Genomic DNA, 16704 nt, shown 5'->3' with positions numbered 1-16704 from the left:
CAAAATCGATTACATTGACGATGCGGCTTGGTGATTGCGGCTCTAGTTTGTGGGGAGTTGAATGGAGTTCCAGCCTCCTCCGAGGGCCATCTGCAACTGGGTGCTTGCTACGATCCGCCGAGCAACCAAAGATGCGGCGGCTCTTTCATCTGTCAACTCGATGGTCTGATTTGTGAGCACTTCGAGGTAAGGGGCGAGTCCGCGCTTGTAGCGAAGCGTTGAGAGCTCTGTACTCTTTTTCGCTGCATCTACGGCTTTGTCCTGCACCGATGCCTCTTGTTCCAACACTCTCAAAGCCGAGAGTTGATCCTCTACATCGCGAAATGCGGAAAGCACCTGCTCGCGATAAAGAGCCGTGGCTTGCTCTCGCTGCGCAATTGCTAAGTCCATCTGGGCTCTTCTGCGACCCGCATCGAAGAGAATCTCATTGACCGATGGACCGGCGTTCCATTGCGTGCTGGTTGAGTTAAAGAGATTGCTGATGGTGGAGCTTTGTACGCCGCCTCCTGCGCCGAGAAAGACGGTGGGATAGTAGGCAGACTTCGCGACTCCAATGAGAGCATTCGCGGATGCAACGCGACGCTCGGCAGCCGCAATGTCCGGGCGGCGCTGCAGCAGCTCCGATGGGACGCCGGTGGGGATGCTAGGGGGATCGCCGACGACCGGGTGCTCTGCGATGTGAAAGCCAATCGCGGGTTCTCCTACGAGAACAGCGATTGCGTGTTCGAACTGTTCGCGCTGAACGCCGAGATCGATGAGCTGCGCCCTGGTCTCTTCCAGTTGTGCCTTTGCCTGCTGGACATCGCTGTCCGAGCTGAGGCCGCCTGTTAGCCTGTCCTCTGTGAGCTGAAGGGCCTCGGTATAGGCATCGATCGTTGATCGCAGAAGCTGCAATTGAAGATCAATTCCGCGAATCTGGAAGAAAGTGACAGCGAGGAGTCCCTGGAGGCTGAGCTGAGTGTTGGCGAGATCGGCAGAAGTAGCTTGTGCGCTTGCTGCGCTCGATTCGATCTGCCTGCGTATTCCTCCCCACAGGTCCGGCTCCCAAGAGATGCTCAGCGGAATGAGAAAATCCCAATAAGATTGGGCCGTATTTGCTAGTCTCAGAGGTGCGTTATTCGAGATTCGATTGCGTGATGCGCCGGCGCCTAGCGATACCGTCGGATAGAGCGCAGAACGATTTTCTCGAACAAGATCGTGAGCCTGATCGTATGCCTGGAGAGCGGCGGCGATGTTCTGGTTCGCAGTCGCGCATCGTTGCTCAAGATTGTTTAGTTCGTTGTCCTGATAGACTGCCCACCAAATTCCGCGGTCGACTCCATCGGCAGGCTTCGCGGAGGCCCAGTCGCCGTTGTGGCCTTCGTCCGAGAAAGCGGGAGGGGCCGGCATGGTTGGGACCTTATAGTTTGGCCCAACTTTGCAACCGCTTATCGCCATCGCGCCGAGCAGCGCACCAGGGACTAACAGATTGCGGACCTTCATCGTTTGCCCTCCGCAGCCTGATTCTGATTGCTGTTGGGGTTGACGACGCGAACTTCCTCTCCGTCGGTCAGCGAATCGGGTGGGTTGCCAATGATGTAGTCTCCAGGCTTGAGACCAGCTAAAACTTCGACAGTCGTACCGTAGTCACGGCCCGGCGTTATCCGCGCCATATGAACGTGATGATTTGTGTCGACGGTCGCGACGCGCAATCCGTCTGGTTCCAAGATCAATGCGCTCGCCGGAACGATCAGGACAGGCGCTGCGCTGGAAACGTTGAGATGCACCTCCGTATAACTTCCCGGCAACAGTTCGCCTGACCGGTTGTCCACATCTACTTCAGCGAGCAGCGTTCGCGTCGCGGGATCAACTGCGTCTGACGAACGCACCAGTTTGCCTTCAAAGGTGCGACCTGGGTACTGCGGCAGGGTCAGCTTCGCGATGATTCCGTTTTTTGCATCCGGCGAATAAATCTGCGGCACGTTGATAAATACGCGGAGCGTGCGTACCGCAGAGATATCGAAGATCTCCTTGTTTCCTGAGATTGCGCCGCCGGAAGTCGAGGTGCTTCCTGTCGCCGTGATGAGTTGTCCGATGTCTAGATTGCGTGCGGTAATCACGCCATCAAAGGGGGCTATGATGCGTTCGAAGGAGACTAGTTCTTCCAATCGCTGAACGTTCGCCGCAGCCGAAGCTACCTGAGTGTTTCTCGCCTCCAATGCCTGGGCTGCCGTGTCTGTGTCTTGTTGAGAGACAGCGTTGCGGCCTATGAGGTCGCCGTAGCGATCGGAGGTTACCTTTGCGATGCTGGCATTGCTCTTTGCCGTAGCGAGGTCTGCCTTCGCAGAGGCGAGCTCCTGATCCAACTCCGGAGTTTCAACTACCGCAAGCAACTCACCCTTGTGCACGGGCGTTCCGATGTCGTGATACCAAGCCTTTACATAGCCGGTTGTACGTGCGTAGATCGGCGCGAGGGTGAAGGCCTGCATATTGCCGGGAAGCACGATCTCGCGACCACCATGCTGCATGACGGGCTGCTCCAGAGTCACTGGAGGGGCTGAGGTGTTTTTGGTGTACGTCGTCAGCTCAGCGCTTGCATGCTTACGTGCGATGATTCCGAAGACCGCAACGACGATGGCTACAACCAGCAGGATCGCGACAAGAGAGAGTACCGACCCGCGCGAGACAGTTGGCGTCTCCTGTTTCGTCTGCTGAGCATCGCTGGCCGGCGCTCGCTCTTCGGCTGCGCTTCCGTCTCTGTTAATCCCTTGTATCTTCTGGTCATCGGCGTTCATTGCCATCTCTCCAAATGCGCTATTGGCGCGGTGTTCAGTAGGTTGAATGATCCCGGTTCACTCATATCGTCTCTTGCGTGTCTTCGATATCTTCCGCGACGGGGGGATCATTTCGATGCATAAACGAAAAGAAGACAGGAACGAAGGTTAGCGTTCCAAAGGTCGCCAGCAAGAGTCCGCCAATGACGGCTCGGCCAAGCGGCGCATTTTGTTCGCCTCCGTCTCCTAGCCCGAGTGCCATTGGTACCATGCCGATGATCATTGCAAGTGCCGTCATAATGACGGGGCGGAACCGCGTGAAACCAGCGGATAGAGCGGCGTCCAGAGGGCTCAGCCCAAGATCCATCTGCTCTTTTGCGAAGCTGACTACGAGAATCGAGTTTGCTGTCGCGACGCCAACGCACATGATTGCGCCAGTGAGCGCAGGGACGCTGATGTGGGTGCCGGTTAGAAACAGCAGCCATACGATTCCAGCCAGAGCACCAGGGAGCGCCGCGATGATGATGAACGGATCAAGCCAGCTCTGGAAGTTCACCACGATCAGCGCATAGACCAAGACGATCGAGAAGAGCAGCCCGAAGACCAATCCAGTAAAGGAGGTATGCATCGTCTGGATTTGTCCGCGAACATAGACTTCTGTTCCCCGAGGTAACTTGCCCTTGCTGTCTTTGACCAGCTGCTCAACTTTTGTTGAGACGCTTGCGAGGTCTGTTCCTTCGACCGCGCCATAGATGTCAATTACCGGCCGCGCGTTGTAGTGGCTTACAGTGCCTTGTTCGGTCCCTCTTCGAATTGAGGCAAGGTTTCCGAGAATCTGAGGTTGCTGTGTCGAGCCGTTTGTCGCAATTGGAAAGTTTTCAAGTTGCTGCAGATTCAGCACGTCGTATTGTGGGGTCTGTACAGCGACGTTATAGCTGACATGATTTTGAGGATTGAGATAAAACGTTGGATTGGTCTGGAAGCTGCCGCTAAGACTCGTAAGCACACTATTCGCGACGTCTCGCTGGCTGTAGCCGACCTGCTGCGCGCGGGTGCGGTCGACATCAATGGTCCATATTGGCAGATTGAACGGCTGTTGAATTCGCAGGTCGGTCGTTCCGGGGATACGGCTGATCTGCTGCATCATCTGTTCGGCCACAGCGCGATTTTGGACGACCTGCTGGCCGACTACCTGAATGTCAATCTGGGCCGGCAGACCGAAGTTCAGGATCTGGCTGACCATGTCGGTCGGCAGGTAGTAGAACTCTGTACCGGGAAACTGCTGCGTGAGCTTGTCACGCAGTTTATGAGTGTATTCGGCTGTCGGATGATGTTTTTCGTCAAGCGAGACCAGGATGTCTGCATCGGCGGTGCCGACGGGAGCTGAGTTCGAGTAAGAGAGATTTAAGCCGGAGTACGGGATGCCGATGTTATCGATGACCGAGGTTAGTTCGGCGGCGGGGATCTCCCGACGGATCACGTCTTCGATCTGGTCGCATAGCTTCGCGGTGTCTTCGATACGAGTGCCCGTGTGCGCACGAACGTGCAGTTTGAACTGCCCTCCGTCGACCGACGGGAAAAAGTCCTGCCCCAGCCACGGATAGAGAAGCACGAGAGAGCCGATCCAGAAAGCCGCGATCGAGAGAAGAAATGCAACCCGATACTCGAGACAGAAGCTCAATAAACCGTGATACCAGTTGCGCAGTTTTTCGAAGTAGCGCTCGAAGGCAAGTTGAAAGCGAACCAAAGGGTTGCGGCTGACGTGGGTCGAATGCGACTCCTCATGCGGCTTAAGCAGATATTTTGCCATCGTTGGAACGATGGTTCGCGAGAGAAAGTAGGACGCGAGCATTGCGAATACCACTGCCTCGGCTAGCGGAACAAACAGATATCGCGCCACTCCGCCCAGGAAGAACATGGGAACGAAGACGATGCATATCGAAATCGTCGAGACGAAAGCTGGAACTGCGATCTGAGCGGCTCCGTCGAGAATCGCTTGTTCGACCTCTTTGCCCTCTTCGAGATTTCGATTAATGTTCTCGATTTCGACGGTTGCGTCGTCGACGAGAATACCTACCGCCAGCGCCAGTCCACCGAGAGTCATAATGTTGATTGTTTCGCCAAGGGCGGCGAGCATCAGCAACGAACAGATCACCGACAACGGGATGGAGACGGCGATAATAATGGTGGAACGCCAGCTGCCGAGAAATATCAGGATCATCGCAGCTGTGAGACATGCGGCGATAAGGGCTTCGCGAACGACGCCGCTGATGGCACCACGAACAAAAACTGACTGGTCGGCGATCGGCTGTATTTTTAGAGCTGGGGGCAACTGAGCTGCTATCAGCGGAAGCTGAGCTCGCGTGTCGGAGATAATTTGTAACGTTGAGGCGTTCCCCGTTTTTTGCATCGTCATCAACGAGGCGCGCTGTCCGTCTACACGCACGATGTTGGTCTGAGGTGGAAACCCGTCGCGAACATTACCTACATCACGGATGTAAATAGTAGCGCCATTTACCGTCTTTATCGGCAGATTATTGAGAGCAGCGATGGAGCTTGGTGCACTGTTTGTTTCGATCTGGTAATCGATATGTCCCATCTTCATATCGCCGGCGGGCAAGATGATGTTCTGTGTAGAGATGGTGTTTACGATATCCGAAGCAGAGAGCCCATAGGCTTGCAGTTTTTGCGTATCGATATCTACCTGCACCTGGCGCTGCTTGCCTCCATAGGGGAAGGGCATGGAGGCGCCCTGAACCGTGGCCAGTTGTGTGCGGATGAAGTTGGTTCCGAAGTCGTACAGCTGTTGTTCACTGAGGCCACGGCCAGACAACCCAAGTTGCAAGATGGGTACGCTTGAGGCGCTGTATTGGATGACCAGAGGCGGCGTTGTGCCTTGCGGATACTGCCGAAGCGCTGTCTGTGAAATGGCGGTGACCTGCGCCACGGCCTGCGAGATATTTACCGACGGACGGAAGAAGATTTTTACGACAGAGACGCCACTCAGTGTTTGGGATTCGGTGTGTTCGATGTCGTTGACTACAGTCGTCAGGTTTCGTTCGAAGGGCAGCACAATTCTATCGCTCAGCTGCTCAGGCGACAGGCCCGCGTAGTTCCATACGACGGATACGACCGGAATATCGATGTTCGGAAAGATATCGACCGGCGTGCGCAGCATGACTACGGGCCCAATAATAAACAACAGCAGCGACAAGACGACAAAAGTGTAAGGTCTCCTAAGCGCGAGACGAACGATCCACATCAAAGCTCCTTGAGACGGTACTTTCTCGTGTCGCCGGTTGCAGGCTTGGCTCCACGAGAGTTGCTAATACAAACCAGCCGGCTGACACCATACACAGAACCGAGCGTTTAGAAATCTGATGCGGCCAAGCGATGCAGGACTCTAAAGATGCGCTTTAGGGCGTTTTGCGGAATGCCCTGTCTTCTTCTTTTTCGCGGGTTTCTGATAGTCCGATCGCCTCAGACCGCCGAATACGGCCTCTACGATTGCCTCGGACTCCGAGTCATTCAAGGAGCCGTGGCCGGCGAGCAGCCGAAAGATGATTGGTCCATAAATCATGTCGAGAACGACGTCTCCGTCGATAGTGCTCCGAATCTCGCCACGTTCCACGCCTCGCCGCCACATGATCTTCGCAGCGTCTCTTCGCGCGTAGAGGAATCGTTCTCGAAACGAGGCGAGAAATGCCGGATCACTCTGTCCTTCCGCAATAAACTGACAAAAAAGTCTTCCTAGCGTAGACGTGTAGAACGCGGTTAAAGACTTCAATTGCTCTGTAAAATCTTCTTCCGCAGATCCGGTATCCGGTACCGCTACCCGTTCCGTTGTGCCAGCCAGGTAGGCATCGAGGGCCACCATGCTCTTGTTGGGCCACCACTTATAGATCGTGGCCTTGCTAACCCCAGCCCGTCTTGCGATAGCCTCAGCTGTCACTTTGCGCAGTGACTCGCGTTCCAACAGCTGAAGCGTTGCTTTCAGGATGGCCGTCTTTGCCTCGAGACTGCGATGTCGGCCGCGCTTCTTTGGCTCATCCGCGTATTCGAGGTCTTGAAGTTGCCCCATGCTTGTTTTCTCGTAGGAAATTCGCAGGGCACAAATTCCAGATGTGCCAAGCCCATGTGCATCTTCGATTCAAATTCACCGATTCGAGACTCACAATGTTACGGCAATTATAAACTATACGTTCAGTATAGAAACAGGGCTATTTCGTTTGTCTTTGAGAATCGGCTGGCCGAAAGGCTGGTATATGTGGTGTCTATCGCAGACAAAAACTCCAGGGCTGTCCCCATTTTCGTCGCAAAAAGAACGAATGGAGACTGCCGCCTAACGGCGCCGCCCCGCAGGGAGCGGTCACCGAGTTGGTCGTCATGGATGCCTAGACGGTCAGCTTTTTCATGTAGTCAGCGTCGATCTTGAGAGATTCCATTGGCGGGAGGTCAAATTCCTCCTGCTCAACAAAGTAGTGCTTGATGTTTGCTTTCTTCGCCGCCTCGAAAACCGGGCGGTAATCGAGTGTTCCTCGCCCCAGCTCAGCAGCGGGAGGCGGTTCGAGTGCGGATGCTGGCTTCTCTGCGTGTTTGAAATCTTTGACGTGAAGCATTGAGATCCGAGAAGGATAACGGTGGAGATAATCCACTGGATTGGCGCCACCAACGATGACCCATCCGCAGTCCATTTCGAAAGTGACGAGTTCGGGATCGGTCAGGCGAACCATCTCGTCGAATGGGACAACCCCATCCTGTTTCGCAAACTCCATCGTGTGGTTGTGATAACCGAACTTCATGCCGGCGGCCTTCAGTTTTTCGCCGAACTTGTTGAATTGATCGGCGTTCCAGCGATAGTCGTCAAGGGTGAAGGAGGTGATCTGTGTTTGATACGACATGTCTTTCAGCCGTGATGGGTCTTTAATCCCCGGGAAGGCGCAGATGATGTACTGCACGCCAATCTCTTTGTTGAAAGCGACGATCTTGTCGAAGTCCTTTCTGAGACTCGTGTAGGGGTAGTGGGCGCTAACGCATTTCAGGCCCGCAGCCGACATCGCACTTTTGACTTGTTCTGACGAGTGGTCAAAGTAGCCCGCCGCCTCAACTTCCTGATAGCCGAGGGCGCCGATCTGTTTGAGTGTTCCCTCGTAATCCTTCGCCATCATCTCGCGAACGGAGTAGAGCTGAAGGCCGATCGGCAGACCAAAGGGCGATGCCATCAATCGATCACAGCGAAGGAGCGAGGAGCTATAGACCGCTGCGGCGGTGGCAGATTGGATAAAATTTCTACGTGTGTGACGAGTCATCGGGATCCTTTTTTCTGAAAGAAGTACGGTTGGCCTAGCTCGTTCGCTGTTGAGCTGTCCCATAACCTACTTTGTTCGATTCGCAGCGCAGTTCGGCTGCGTGTACGGCCAGCAAGGACCACGGTACATCAATATTTGATTTTCGGGTATCGTTCCCGAGACTACTGGCAGATCGAGGTACGAAAGAACGACGGCCGACCCTCCGAGTCCACCCTGAGGTCCCGGCCGCGAGTTAAGGTTACCGAAGACATCTCGTTTCGCCGGCGAGGTCTAACGGTTCTTACTGGAACAGATCATCGTCACTGGCTATGTATATTTTCTCCAAATGGAACTGCAATCTACAGGCTTTAGAACAATCAGAAGCCTGCTAGAGTCCTGTCATCGAAGTTATGCAGGCGCGGGAGAGAACACCAGTGCCACCTGATGAAAGTTTTTTATAGCCAATGCGTGCGATCCGATTCTGCAATCGACGATGAACTCCGTTACGTGAGGAAGGCGCCAGCGAGGCGTTGTGCTGCGAGTGCCAGATCGTTCTCGTTGACTGCAGCAAATGTGAAGACGAATTGCACGTGACCTGGGCGCTGGAGGTCAGAAGAGGCGGGCCAATAAAGGCGCTCTACCCGAACCCCGGCAGCAACCGCGCGGTCGAATGCATCTTGTTCAGAGAGTTCGATCTCGAAGTCAGCCAGGAAGTGCATACCTGCATTGTCTCCATAGACCGTGACTTTTCGCCCGAAGTGCTTTTGCAATGATTCGACAAGCACCGCGCGTCGGTTGCCGTAGATGATCCTCATCTTTCGGACGTAGGGTTCGAGATGTCCCTCGGTGAGGAAGTCCGTGAGGATGCGCTGGTCTATGGAAGAGCTTTGAAAGTCGCAGAGTAACTTGGCTCCTGTAAACATGTTCTGGAAGCCGGGGGGGACAACGAGATAGCCCAATCGCAAGGTGGGGAATAACAGTTTGGAAAAAGTTCCCACGTAGAGTACGGGGGCGTCCGGCACCATCCCCTGAATGGAGGGGAGGGGCCTTTCGTTGTACCGATACTCGCTATCGTAGTCGTCCTCCAAGATGAGAGCGCCGGTTTCTTTGGCCCATGCCAGAAGCTCCATCCGACGAGAGATGGAGAGGGAGACGCCTCGTGGATATTGATGCGAAGGCGTGACATAGACGAGTTTTATAGCTTTGTCGCTGTGCTTCTTGAGCTGCGATATTTGCATGCCGTTCCGGTCGACCGGGATCGGCAGCACCGTTGCTCCCTGGGAGGAGAAGATTCGTCCCGCGAAACGATACCCCGGAGCTTCCATCGCGGCGTAGTCCGATTGATCGAGGAAGATTCTTGCCGCAAAGTAAAGGGCCTGTTGCGATCCGCTGGTGATGATGATCTGACTGGGGTCGCATACGACGGCGCGCGACACACGCAGATAGTGAGCCACGGCTATCTTCAGGTCGGTACTGCCGCTCCACTCCTGCGTATATTGCAGAAGGCTTAGGGCACCCTCCTGCATGCGCCGAACCAAGAGTCGAGTCCAGAGCTTTATCGGAAAAGCGGCTACGTCGGGTCCGTGCGAATCCAACCGAATCATCTCGGGCGGGACGGGGGGACGGAGTGGCACGTCGAGGAGCTGGCCGTATCGGGAGAGCCGTTTGGGTATCTCACTCCGAATTTGCGGAACGAGAGCGATGTTCGAATTGGTGGCATACATGTCCCATTCCGGAAGTCTGGTAGAGACAAAGGTTCCGGAGCCGCGCCTGGTCTCGAGATATCCCTCCGAGATGAGTCGCTCGTAACACTCGGTGACGGTAATTCGCGAGACACCAAGGGATGCGGCGAGGGCCCTGGAGGCAGGTAGTTGGGTGCCAGCCTCAAACCGCCCCCCGATGATCCCATCGCGCAGGCCATCGTAGATCTGGCGATAGAGAGCTATCGGGGAGATCGGATCGAGTTTGAGAGCTACTTCCATGGCACAAGATTACCTGTCTTACGTCCTTGGCTGACAACTAGTTCCCGTCGACCGCCAGGTCCAGGCCGGATTTGGTGCGGGCCAGGGTACGGACAATTGACGCCGCGGCGGGCTCAATGGTTACCGAGCGGGCGTTGGTGGAGGCGAGTTGGAGGCCGTAGAGCAGGACTGCGGCGCGTTTTGAATCGATGCGGTTGCGAGCGAGGGCGGCGACGAGGAGGGAGATGGATACTTGGATGGACTCGACGTCTTCGAGGGGCGGGAGGTCGAGCTCGAGGGGAACGGCTTCGGGGAGATATTGGGGTGTTTCGGCTGCGGACGCCTGTGGCTTGGGGTGGTTTACGGGAAGAACTGTTGCATTTTCAACAAGATGCTTGTGTCGGCGGAGGAGGCGGGAGTGGAAGTAACAGAAGGCGGAGAGGCCTAAGGAGGGTGATTTGCAGCGGCGTCCGTTGGTTTTGATGTGGCGGCAGATGGCGGTTTCCATTTTTGCTCTCCTCGTCGTGCGGTTGTGTACCCCCCCTCCCCCACCCGGGTGTATTTTGGGGATAAGTGAAATGGATGCAATAACTTAGCGGCGGGGTATGCCGCTAAAATATTGCATCCATGTGGGTTACGGCTAAAATACTTGTTTTGTTGCAGTTAGGAAGAGGTCGTTTCACTTCCCTTCTCGTTGGGTCGCTGCAGGATGTGGAACGTTCGTGGTCCTTCCTGGTGTGTTGGTGGTTCGTTGTGAACGTTAAAAAGGAAGGGCTGCCACAGCTTTCGCCGCAGGCAGCCCTTGAATTCGATCTCTTATTTAATTGTAGCGAATTGGATATAACTCATACGCCAAATTTGGCAAAGATTTTTCAAATTATTTTTCGACGAGACTAAGGGCGCCGCGAGTGGTGCGATGATGGGTGCACCACAGCTCCAGGTGATCTCTCTTTTTTGGTAAGGGAAGCTTCGAAGACCTGGCTGACGAGGATTTCATGTTGCTAACACTGATGTCGCGCCATATTGGGAAAGTCTTTCTAATCCGATGCAAGGGCCGTATTGTCCTGGGCGAAGAGGTGAAGGCGCTGGAGGTAGCGCTGGAGGGTGGTGCGTGGGAGTTTTCGCAGCTGGTGGTGGAGCTGAGCGGAATAAGCCGGTTGGACAGTATTGGGCTGGGGCTACTGGTGCGCTACTCCGAACGGATGCGAAGACGCGGTGGGGATCTTCGGCTAGCTGGGTCGCCGCAGTTTCTTCTGGATCTGCTGAAGATGACAAAGGTATCAGCTTCTCTGGAGAGCTATGCGACGGAGGAGGAGGCGATCCAGTCTTATCTGAAGGAGCGGCCAGCTGAGGCGGCGAAGAAGAGAGAGGGGCCGCGGGTGGTGGTGGTGGATGAGTCGGTGGATCTTTGTGTGTTTGTGAGAGCCGTGCTGACGCAGCATGGCTACGATGTGAGAGCGACTTGCTCGTTTCGCGATGCAAAGACCCTGCTGCAGACGGATGGCGTGGAGTACATTCTGGTGGGACCGAGCACACCGCATCTGTCGGCTGAGACGGTCGTGGAGACTTTGACCGCATTGGCGCCGAGGGCGAAGGCGCTACGGCTCGACCCGGAGTTCAAGATCCGCGACGTGCAGGAGGCGAGCGACGCTCTGCTTCAGTTGTTTGCGGCTGATGGGGTGTGAGGGTTATTTGTAACTTAACGCGAAAAGCCCACATCTCAAAATCGATGTGGGCTTTCGTTGTGGGTCCGACGATTTGCGGCTACTGTTTGTCTTAGTTGCCGTTTGCAGAGTTTAGAGCGCTGTTTGAACATTCCGTCGGTGCGTTGATTGGATTGCAGCGAGCGATGGCGTTGTCGGGAAGACTGACGGAGTAGCTGGTCCACGTGGATGGCTCAGAGGCGGGATAGTCTGTGCTGAGCAGTTGAGCGCCACTGGTGAGTGCGGTCTCGCGACGCGTAGTGTCGCCAGTACGAGCCTCTTTGGTGTCGGCATCGGTACGAGTACGTACGATGTAGCCTTTGCGAACCAGAGCGGCGATGGTCTCCTGGGTTCCGTCGTTCTCTTCGGTGAAGGCGCAGTCAGGCTGGCCGGGAACTGCGTTGGTGAAGATGATGCGTCCGTGTAGCCCGTCATGTCCTTCGAGGTAGACGGGGCCGACGGGGCGCTGGTCCATTAAGAAGACCACTTTGCCGCGAGCTTTCTTGAGGGTGGGCCACTGGTTCTGAAGCACGGCCTCTTCGAGTGTTTTGTGCTTTCCTCTGACCTGATCGGGCGTGATGATTTCTTTAGGTGAGAAGACCGAGCGAATCTCCGCGTCGAGTGCGTCGAATGTTGCTGAGGTGAATTTTTCGATGGGAGTGGCGTGGTATTTTTCCGGGAGATCGCTCTGCTTGGTTTCGAGCAGGATGTAGACGGGGACGTGCTGTGGGTGAGCCTTCGACCAGGTGCGAACGATCTGGAGGCACGCGATGAAGGGCTGGCATGTGCTGCGGTAGTCGAAGTCCTGAACGTGCATGACCTTGAAGCCGGGCTTGCTCATGCGACCCTGCGGATCGAAGTCAGGATCGGCTGGCAGGCCAGCGGCGGCAACGTTCGTGGGGCCGCTGGGGTGCGCGTAGAGGCCGCCCTTGGTGTCGGCGTAGATATCGAGCTCGATCTGACGGATGCCTGAGTTGAGTTGTTGGTCGAGAGGACGGTGGCGGTACTCGAACCCCTGGTACAGCTTGGGATTATTTTCGCTCATGAGTTTGGACTCGCTGGGTGCGATTCCGGCGTGATAGCTGTTGTGAGAACCGATGACCTGAATCTGGTTCATGCGGATGTTGTTGTCGGAAGGTGTCTGCGAGTGGGCGAAGGTTTGCGCTCCCAAGGCAAGGACTGAGGCGCAGAGCAAGGTGTATCGAACGTTCATCAAAAGAGGATCTCCGAAGAAGTTGTTTTGCAGAAGGGCCTCTGGCCCGGCGGAGGTGGCTGCCGGACCAGAGTTTTCCTGGGGAGGAAGTTAGAAGGCAAGACGAAGTGCGAGCTGCACCTGTCGTGAAGGATAGACGACTGCTGAGCTGTAGGCTCCGAAGCTTCCACCGTCAGTGACGGCGCTATCGGGATACTGGAAGTTTGTGGAGTTGAGAGCGTTGAAGGCTTCGACCCGGAACTCGAGCTTGCTGACGTCGGACCAGAGGGGAATCGATTTGTGGAGTGCGAGATCCAACTGGGCGAAGGCAGGTCCGCGCAGGCTGTTGCGTCCCGAGTTGCCAAAGTACTGGCTGGCGGTTGGGACGGCAACTTGACTGGCGACCAGCGTTCCGGTGAGTGTGCTGCTTCCCTTCTTCCAGCTCGACTTCGGCGCGTAGACCGCGTTCGGCGTACTGACGAGATTTGGACGAACCGAATAAGTGGCGCTGGCGCTAGAGACGACGACGCCGGAGTTTGGAGTGTAGGTGAGGTTGATAGGGAGACCGCTGGTGACGACGTTGATTGCAGAAAGCTGCCAGCCGCCTAAGGTTGCCTGCTGCCAAGCGGGAGCACCTTGGCCGAACATTCTTCCCCTGCCGAAGGGAAGGTCGGCGATGATGGAGAGCGTGTCGTTGAAGGGCTGATCGTAGCTGGAGCGACCGCGATCGGCAGCGGGGTTGTAGAGATTGACGACGGCCGAGTCGCCGCCGAAGGTTTCGAGATCGGCTGATGCGTTGTTGATCGCTCGGGACCAGGTGAAGGAGTTGATGAGGTAGATTCCGTTGCTGTAGCGGCGCTCGAGTTTAGTTTGAAGCGAGTTGTAGATGAGGTAGCCCTGGGGAAGTGCGGTGAGGATGTTGGTGAAGTTCGCGATGGGGCGGCGCGCTTGTTGTGAGAGGCAGGTTGAGGCGATGGTGTCGCAACTTACGGGCTCAGTGGAACCCTGGTTGAAGTCGGCGAGAACGGGGACGTGAACGCCGTGGCTTCCGACGTAGGAGACTTCGAGGGTTGTGTCCTTCATCACTTCGCGCTGCACGGTGACGTGATACGCCTGGACATAGGCTGCCTCGAAGTTGCGTGGAATGTAGCGGGTTTGCGCAGCAAGCGTGGAGAAGTTTTGCGCGGAGGCGAAGTTGGTCTGGTATCCCGACTGTGTGGTGCGGAAGCAGGTGGCGGGGTTTTGGGTGAGTGAGGTGCAGAGGGGTTGAGTTGCGCCAGCGACAAGAGTTGGTGGGGTTTGGTTGATGGTTGCATCTACGATGTAGGGACCGTTGTAGCCAAGAGTGCTTTCGCCACCGAAGCGGAAGTAATGCGCGTAGCCGATGCCGTAGCCGCCACGGAAGACTGTCTTGGGATCGATCTGGTAGGCAAAGCCGAAGCGCGGTGCGAGATCTTTTTTGTCGAGATTGATGAGGGACCTGTTGTAGAGCGAACCGCTGGAGGCCTGGACGAGAGTGTTGTTTGTCGGGTCGAAGTTGGCGAGATGGTTGTTCTGTTCCCAGTTCGGAGTTACGAGTTCGTAGCGTAGACCGAGGTTGAAGGTGAGCTTGTTGTTGAACTTGTAGTCGTCTTGTATGTAGCCCATGTACCAGCGACGCTCGTACTCGATGGTGGCGAGATTGTTTAGCTGATAGCTGTTGCGCGCGCCGAAGAGGAAGTCGGCGAGATTGTAGGCCTGCTCGTGCAGGATGTCGGGGGCGGTGGGTTTGGCGGGATTGGCGGCGGTTCCGTTGGCAGTGCCGGGTGTGTTGCGGCTGAATTGGCCAGCATAGAAGTCTTCTCCGTCCTGGGGATGGAAGTCGGAGATGGACTCGTTGAGGTAGCCGTATTCGAAGCCTACCTTGATGCTGTTACGACCTTTGAGAAAGCCGTAGTTGACCTTGGGGTTGGCAACGTAGGGACTGGTGAACTGCGGGTTCGTGGTCTGGCGACCGAACTGCGAGAAGCCTGTAACGGCCTGGCTGTTGAGACCACCGTTGACGCTGGGATCGCTTGGAATGTTGGGGATGTTGAAGTCTGCGAGCAGATTGTCGGCGCCGATGTTTACGGGAGATTTGCCGCTCTGCGTCCAGGTGAGTCCGAGGCGAAGCTGAAGAATGGAGTTGGAGGTGGGGGTGAAGTTGTAGCCGCCGGCTATCTGGCGTGTGTAGGCGTAGAGAGTTCCGTTACTGTTGCCGCCAGCAAGTCCTGGAATGTTTGGCGCAAGGAAGACGACTGACGAGCTTTGGCTGTAGCGCGCGAAGGCTGTTGATCGGGGGCTTATGTACGCGTCGACGCGAATGTCACCCTTGTTGCCGTTGTTGGTGTTGGCTGGGGTGGAGGTGAAGTTTTGGCCGCCAGGCGCGACGTTGGTGTTTGGTGCGGCGTCTGCTTGAAGGATGCTCAACACTTTGGCTGCGAAGGGGCTTTGGTCTCCGGCGGGAATGATGCCGTTTGGGTATTTTACGCCGGTGATCGGGTTGGACAAGGCGATGGGATTTCCGGCTGCGTCGGTGAAGATTCCCTTTGCCTGCGCGGCGGTGGGAACGACGGCGGTCTGGATGGTGCGATTGACTACTCGCAGGCCTTCGTAGTCGGCGAAGAAGAACAGCTTGTCTTTCTTGATCGGGCCACCGAGCGTACCGCCGAACTGATTCTGTACCAGCGTTGGCTTTACGCCAGAGCCGATGAATGGGCCGTATGCGTTCAGATCGGTATTGCGGAGATAGTCGTAGACGACTCCGTGGAATTGGTTGGTTCCGCTACGGATGGTAGCGTTGACGATTGCGCCGCCAGCCCGACCATACTCCGCGCTGTAGTTGTCGGTCTGTACTTTGAACTCCTGCACGGCGTCGGGCGAGGGAATGACGGCCTCATTGGAGAAGCCCTGGTTGGCGGTCTGGTATGCGTTGTTGTCGACTCCGTCGAGTTGAAAGTTGTTGGTCATGGAGTTCTGACCGTTGACGTTGTAGGAAGCATCGCGGGGCGGAGCGGAGAGGGTTTCAAGGAGCGATTTGCGAACTCCTGGGACGAGGGTCGAGAGGTCGGCGTAGGAGCGTCCGTTCAGGGGGAGGGTGACCGCCTCGCGAGTTTGAATCGTCTCGCCGCGATCACTGGTGTCGGTCTCGAGCAATGTCGCAGCACCTGATACTGTGACTGTCTGGTTGTCTGAGCCGACCTTTAAGGCGAGATCGACGCGCTGTCTTGCGCCTACGGTGACAACAAAGCGGTCTGTGTCCGACTTCTCGAATCCGTTTGCTTGTACGGTGACGGTGTACTCTCCGGGCTGGACGTTCGTGAATTCGTAGTCGCCATTTGCGTCAGTCTGACGGACACTCTGTACGCCCTTAGCCGGACTCAGCAGAGTCACCGACGCCGAGCCGATGGCGGCTCCGCTGGGATCCTTGACAGTGCCAAGTACGCTGGCTGAGTCAAACTGCGCTTTTGCCGGAGCAACCGCGAGAGCGAAGAGGGCCATTAGAACGGTGCACAGTGTCACGACATTTGACAGGAGAGCTTTGTGAGAAGAGAAGGGCGGCCTTTGATCTTGAGTGACAGGAAAATTGGGAAACATGCGATTGCTCCTCCGAATGACACATCTGGCGTGGGCCTCATATTGCCGATGACCCAAACTCTAGCCATGTCTTCGCGTTCTCAGGAGTCAATTCGCCGCAACACGAATGTTAAACGGGCGCACGCGGAGTGTTTTGAGCGATTTACCCTGTGTTTACAGGCATGTTGCGATTGCAATCCGGTCATCGTTTAA

10 protein-coding genes are annotated in these 16704 nt (G+C 56.0%); 1 reads left to right on the top strand and 9 read right to left on the bottom strand.

The genetic code is table 11. The annotated features are described in order from the left end of the window. Positions 1–42: 42 nt before the first annotated feature. The 7 genes from RBB77_RS06980 to RBB77_RS06950 form a co-directional block, all read right to left on the bottom strand. Positions 43–1482: an efflux transporter outer membrane subunit gene (locus tag RBB77_RS06980; RefSeq protein WP_353065905.1), complete on the bottom strand. Its 1440-nt coding sequence runs from the start codon at positions 1480–1482 to the stop codon at positions 43–45. Continuing rightward, positions 1479–2774, bottom strand: a complete 1296-nt coding sequence (locus tag RBB77_RS06975; RefSeq protein ID WP_353065903.1) for an efflux RND transporter periplasmic adaptor subunit — start codon at positions 2772–2774, stop codon at positions 1479–1481. The genes RBB77_RS06980 and RBB77_RS06975 overlap by 4 nt, the downstream gene beginning before the upstream one ends. Positions 2775–2835: 61 nt before the next feature. After that, positions 2836–6015: an efflux RND transporter permease subunit gene (locus RBB77_RS06970; RefSeq protein ID WP_353065901.1), complete on the bottom strand. Its 3180-nt coding sequence runs from the start codon at positions 6013–6015 to the stop codon at positions 2836–2838. A gap of 141 nt (positions 6016–6156) precedes the next feature. Continuing rightward, on the bottom strand, positions 6157–6834 hold the full coding sequence (locus RBB77_RS06965; protein WP_353065899.1) for a TetR/AcrR family transcriptional regulator: 678 nt from the start codon (positions 6832–6834) through the stop codon (positions 6157–6159). Between the two features lie 313 nt (positions 6835–7147). Further along, on the bottom strand, positions 7148–7975 hold the full coding sequence (locus tag RBB77_RS06960; RefSeq protein ID WP_353065897.1) for a sugar phosphate isomerase/epimerase family protein: 828 nt from the start codon (positions 7973–7975) through the stop codon (positions 7148–7150). Between the two features lie 569 nt (positions 7976–8544). Further along, on the bottom strand, positions 8545–10023 hold the full coding sequence (locus tag RBB77_RS06955) for a PLP-dependent aminotransferase family protein (RefSeq protein ID WP_353065895.1): 1479 nt from the start codon (positions 10021–10023) through the stop codon (positions 8545–8547). 37 nt (positions 10024–10060) lie between these two features. Beyond that, positions 10061–10510 carry a hypothetical protein gene (locus tag RBB77_RS06950; protein WP_353065893.1) on the bottom strand — a complete coding sequence of 150 codons (450 nt, stop codon included), beginning with the start codon at positions 10508–10510 and terminating at the stop codon, positions 10061–10063. 487 nt (positions 10511–10997) lie between these two features. On the opposite strand from RBB77_RS06950, the gene RBB77_RS06945 reads away from it, so the two are divergent. Then, on the top strand, positions 10998–11687 hold the full coding sequence (locus RBB77_RS06945; protein ID WP_353065891.1) for an STAS domain-containing protein: 690 nt from the start codon (positions 10998–11000) through the stop codon (positions 11685–11687). A 91-nt stretch (positions 11688–11778) separates the two neighbouring features. Here RBB77_RS06945 and RBB77_RS06940 read toward each other — a convergent pair whose 3' ends face one another. Both RBB77_RS06940 and RBB77_RS06935 read right to left on the bottom strand, forming a co-directional pair. Then, positions 11779–12918 (bottom strand): phosphatidylinositol-specific phospholipase C1-like protein, encoded by a 1140-nt coding sequence (locus tag RBB77_RS06940; protein WP_353065889.1) that lies wholly within the window; start codon positions 12916–12918, stop codon positions 11779–11781. 90 nt (positions 12919–13008) lie between these two features. Beyond that, positions 13009–16512, bottom strand: coding sequence for a TonB-dependent receptor (locus RBB77_RS06935; protein ID WP_353065887.1), 3504 nt, complete (start codon positions 16510–16512; stop codon positions 13009–13011). Between the last annotated feature and the right edge of the window lie 192 nt (positions 16513–16704).

It is taken from the genome of Tunturibacter psychrotolerans, assembly GCF_040359615.1.
GTDB classification, from domain to species: domain Bacteria; phylum Acidobacteriota; class Terriglobia; order Terriglobales; family Acidobacteriaceae; genus Edaphobacter; species Edaphobacter psychrotolerans.
Note: the sequence above shows the minus strand (reverse complement) of the source record. Positions and strands in the feature narration are given on the sequence as shown.

Excerpts from the sequence above, each read along its gene's own strand:
- RBB77_RS06955 (WP_353065895.1), bottom strand. The coding sequence starts at position 10,023 with ATGGAAGTAGCTCTCAAACTCGATCCGATCTCCCCGATAGCTCTCTAT.
- RBB77_RS06960 (WP_353065897.1), bottom strand. The coding sequence starts at position 7,975 with ATGGCATCGCCCTTTGGTCTGCCGATCGGCCTTCAGCTCTACTCCGTT.
- RBB77_RS06940 (WP_353065889.1), bottom strand. The coding sequence starts at position 12,918 with ATGAACGTTCGATACACCTTGCTCTGCGCCTCAGTCCTTGCCTTGGGA.
- RBB77_RS06975 (WP_353065903.1), bottom strand. The coding sequence starts at position 2,774 with ATGAACGCCGATGACCAGAAGATACAAGGGATTAACAGAGACGGAAGC.
- RBB77_RS06950 (WP_353065893.1), bottom strand. The coding sequence starts at position 10,510 with ATGGAAACCGCCATCTGCCGCCACATCAAAACCAACGGACGCCGCTGC.
- RBB77_RS06970 (WP_353065901.1), bottom strand. The coding sequence starts at position 6,015 with ATGTGGATCGTTCGTCTCGCGCTTAGGAGACCTTACACTTTTGTCGTC.
- RBB77_RS06935 (WP_353065887.1), bottom strand. The coding sequence starts at position 16,512 with ATGTTTCCCAATTTTCCTGTCACTCAAGATCAAAGGCCGCCCTTCTCT.
- RBB77_RS06945 (WP_353065891.1), top strand. The coding sequence starts at position 10,998 with ATGTTGCTAACACTGATGTCGCGCCATATTGGGAAAGTCTTTCTAATC.
- RBB77_RS06965 (WP_353065899.1), bottom strand. The coding sequence starts at position 6,834 with ATGGGGCAACTTCAAGACCTCGAATACGCGGATGAGCCAAAGAAGCGC.
- RBB77_RS06980 (WP_353065905.1), bottom strand. The coding sequence starts at position 1,482 with ATGAAGGTCCGCAATCTGTTAGTCCCTGGTGCGCTGCTCGGCGCGATG.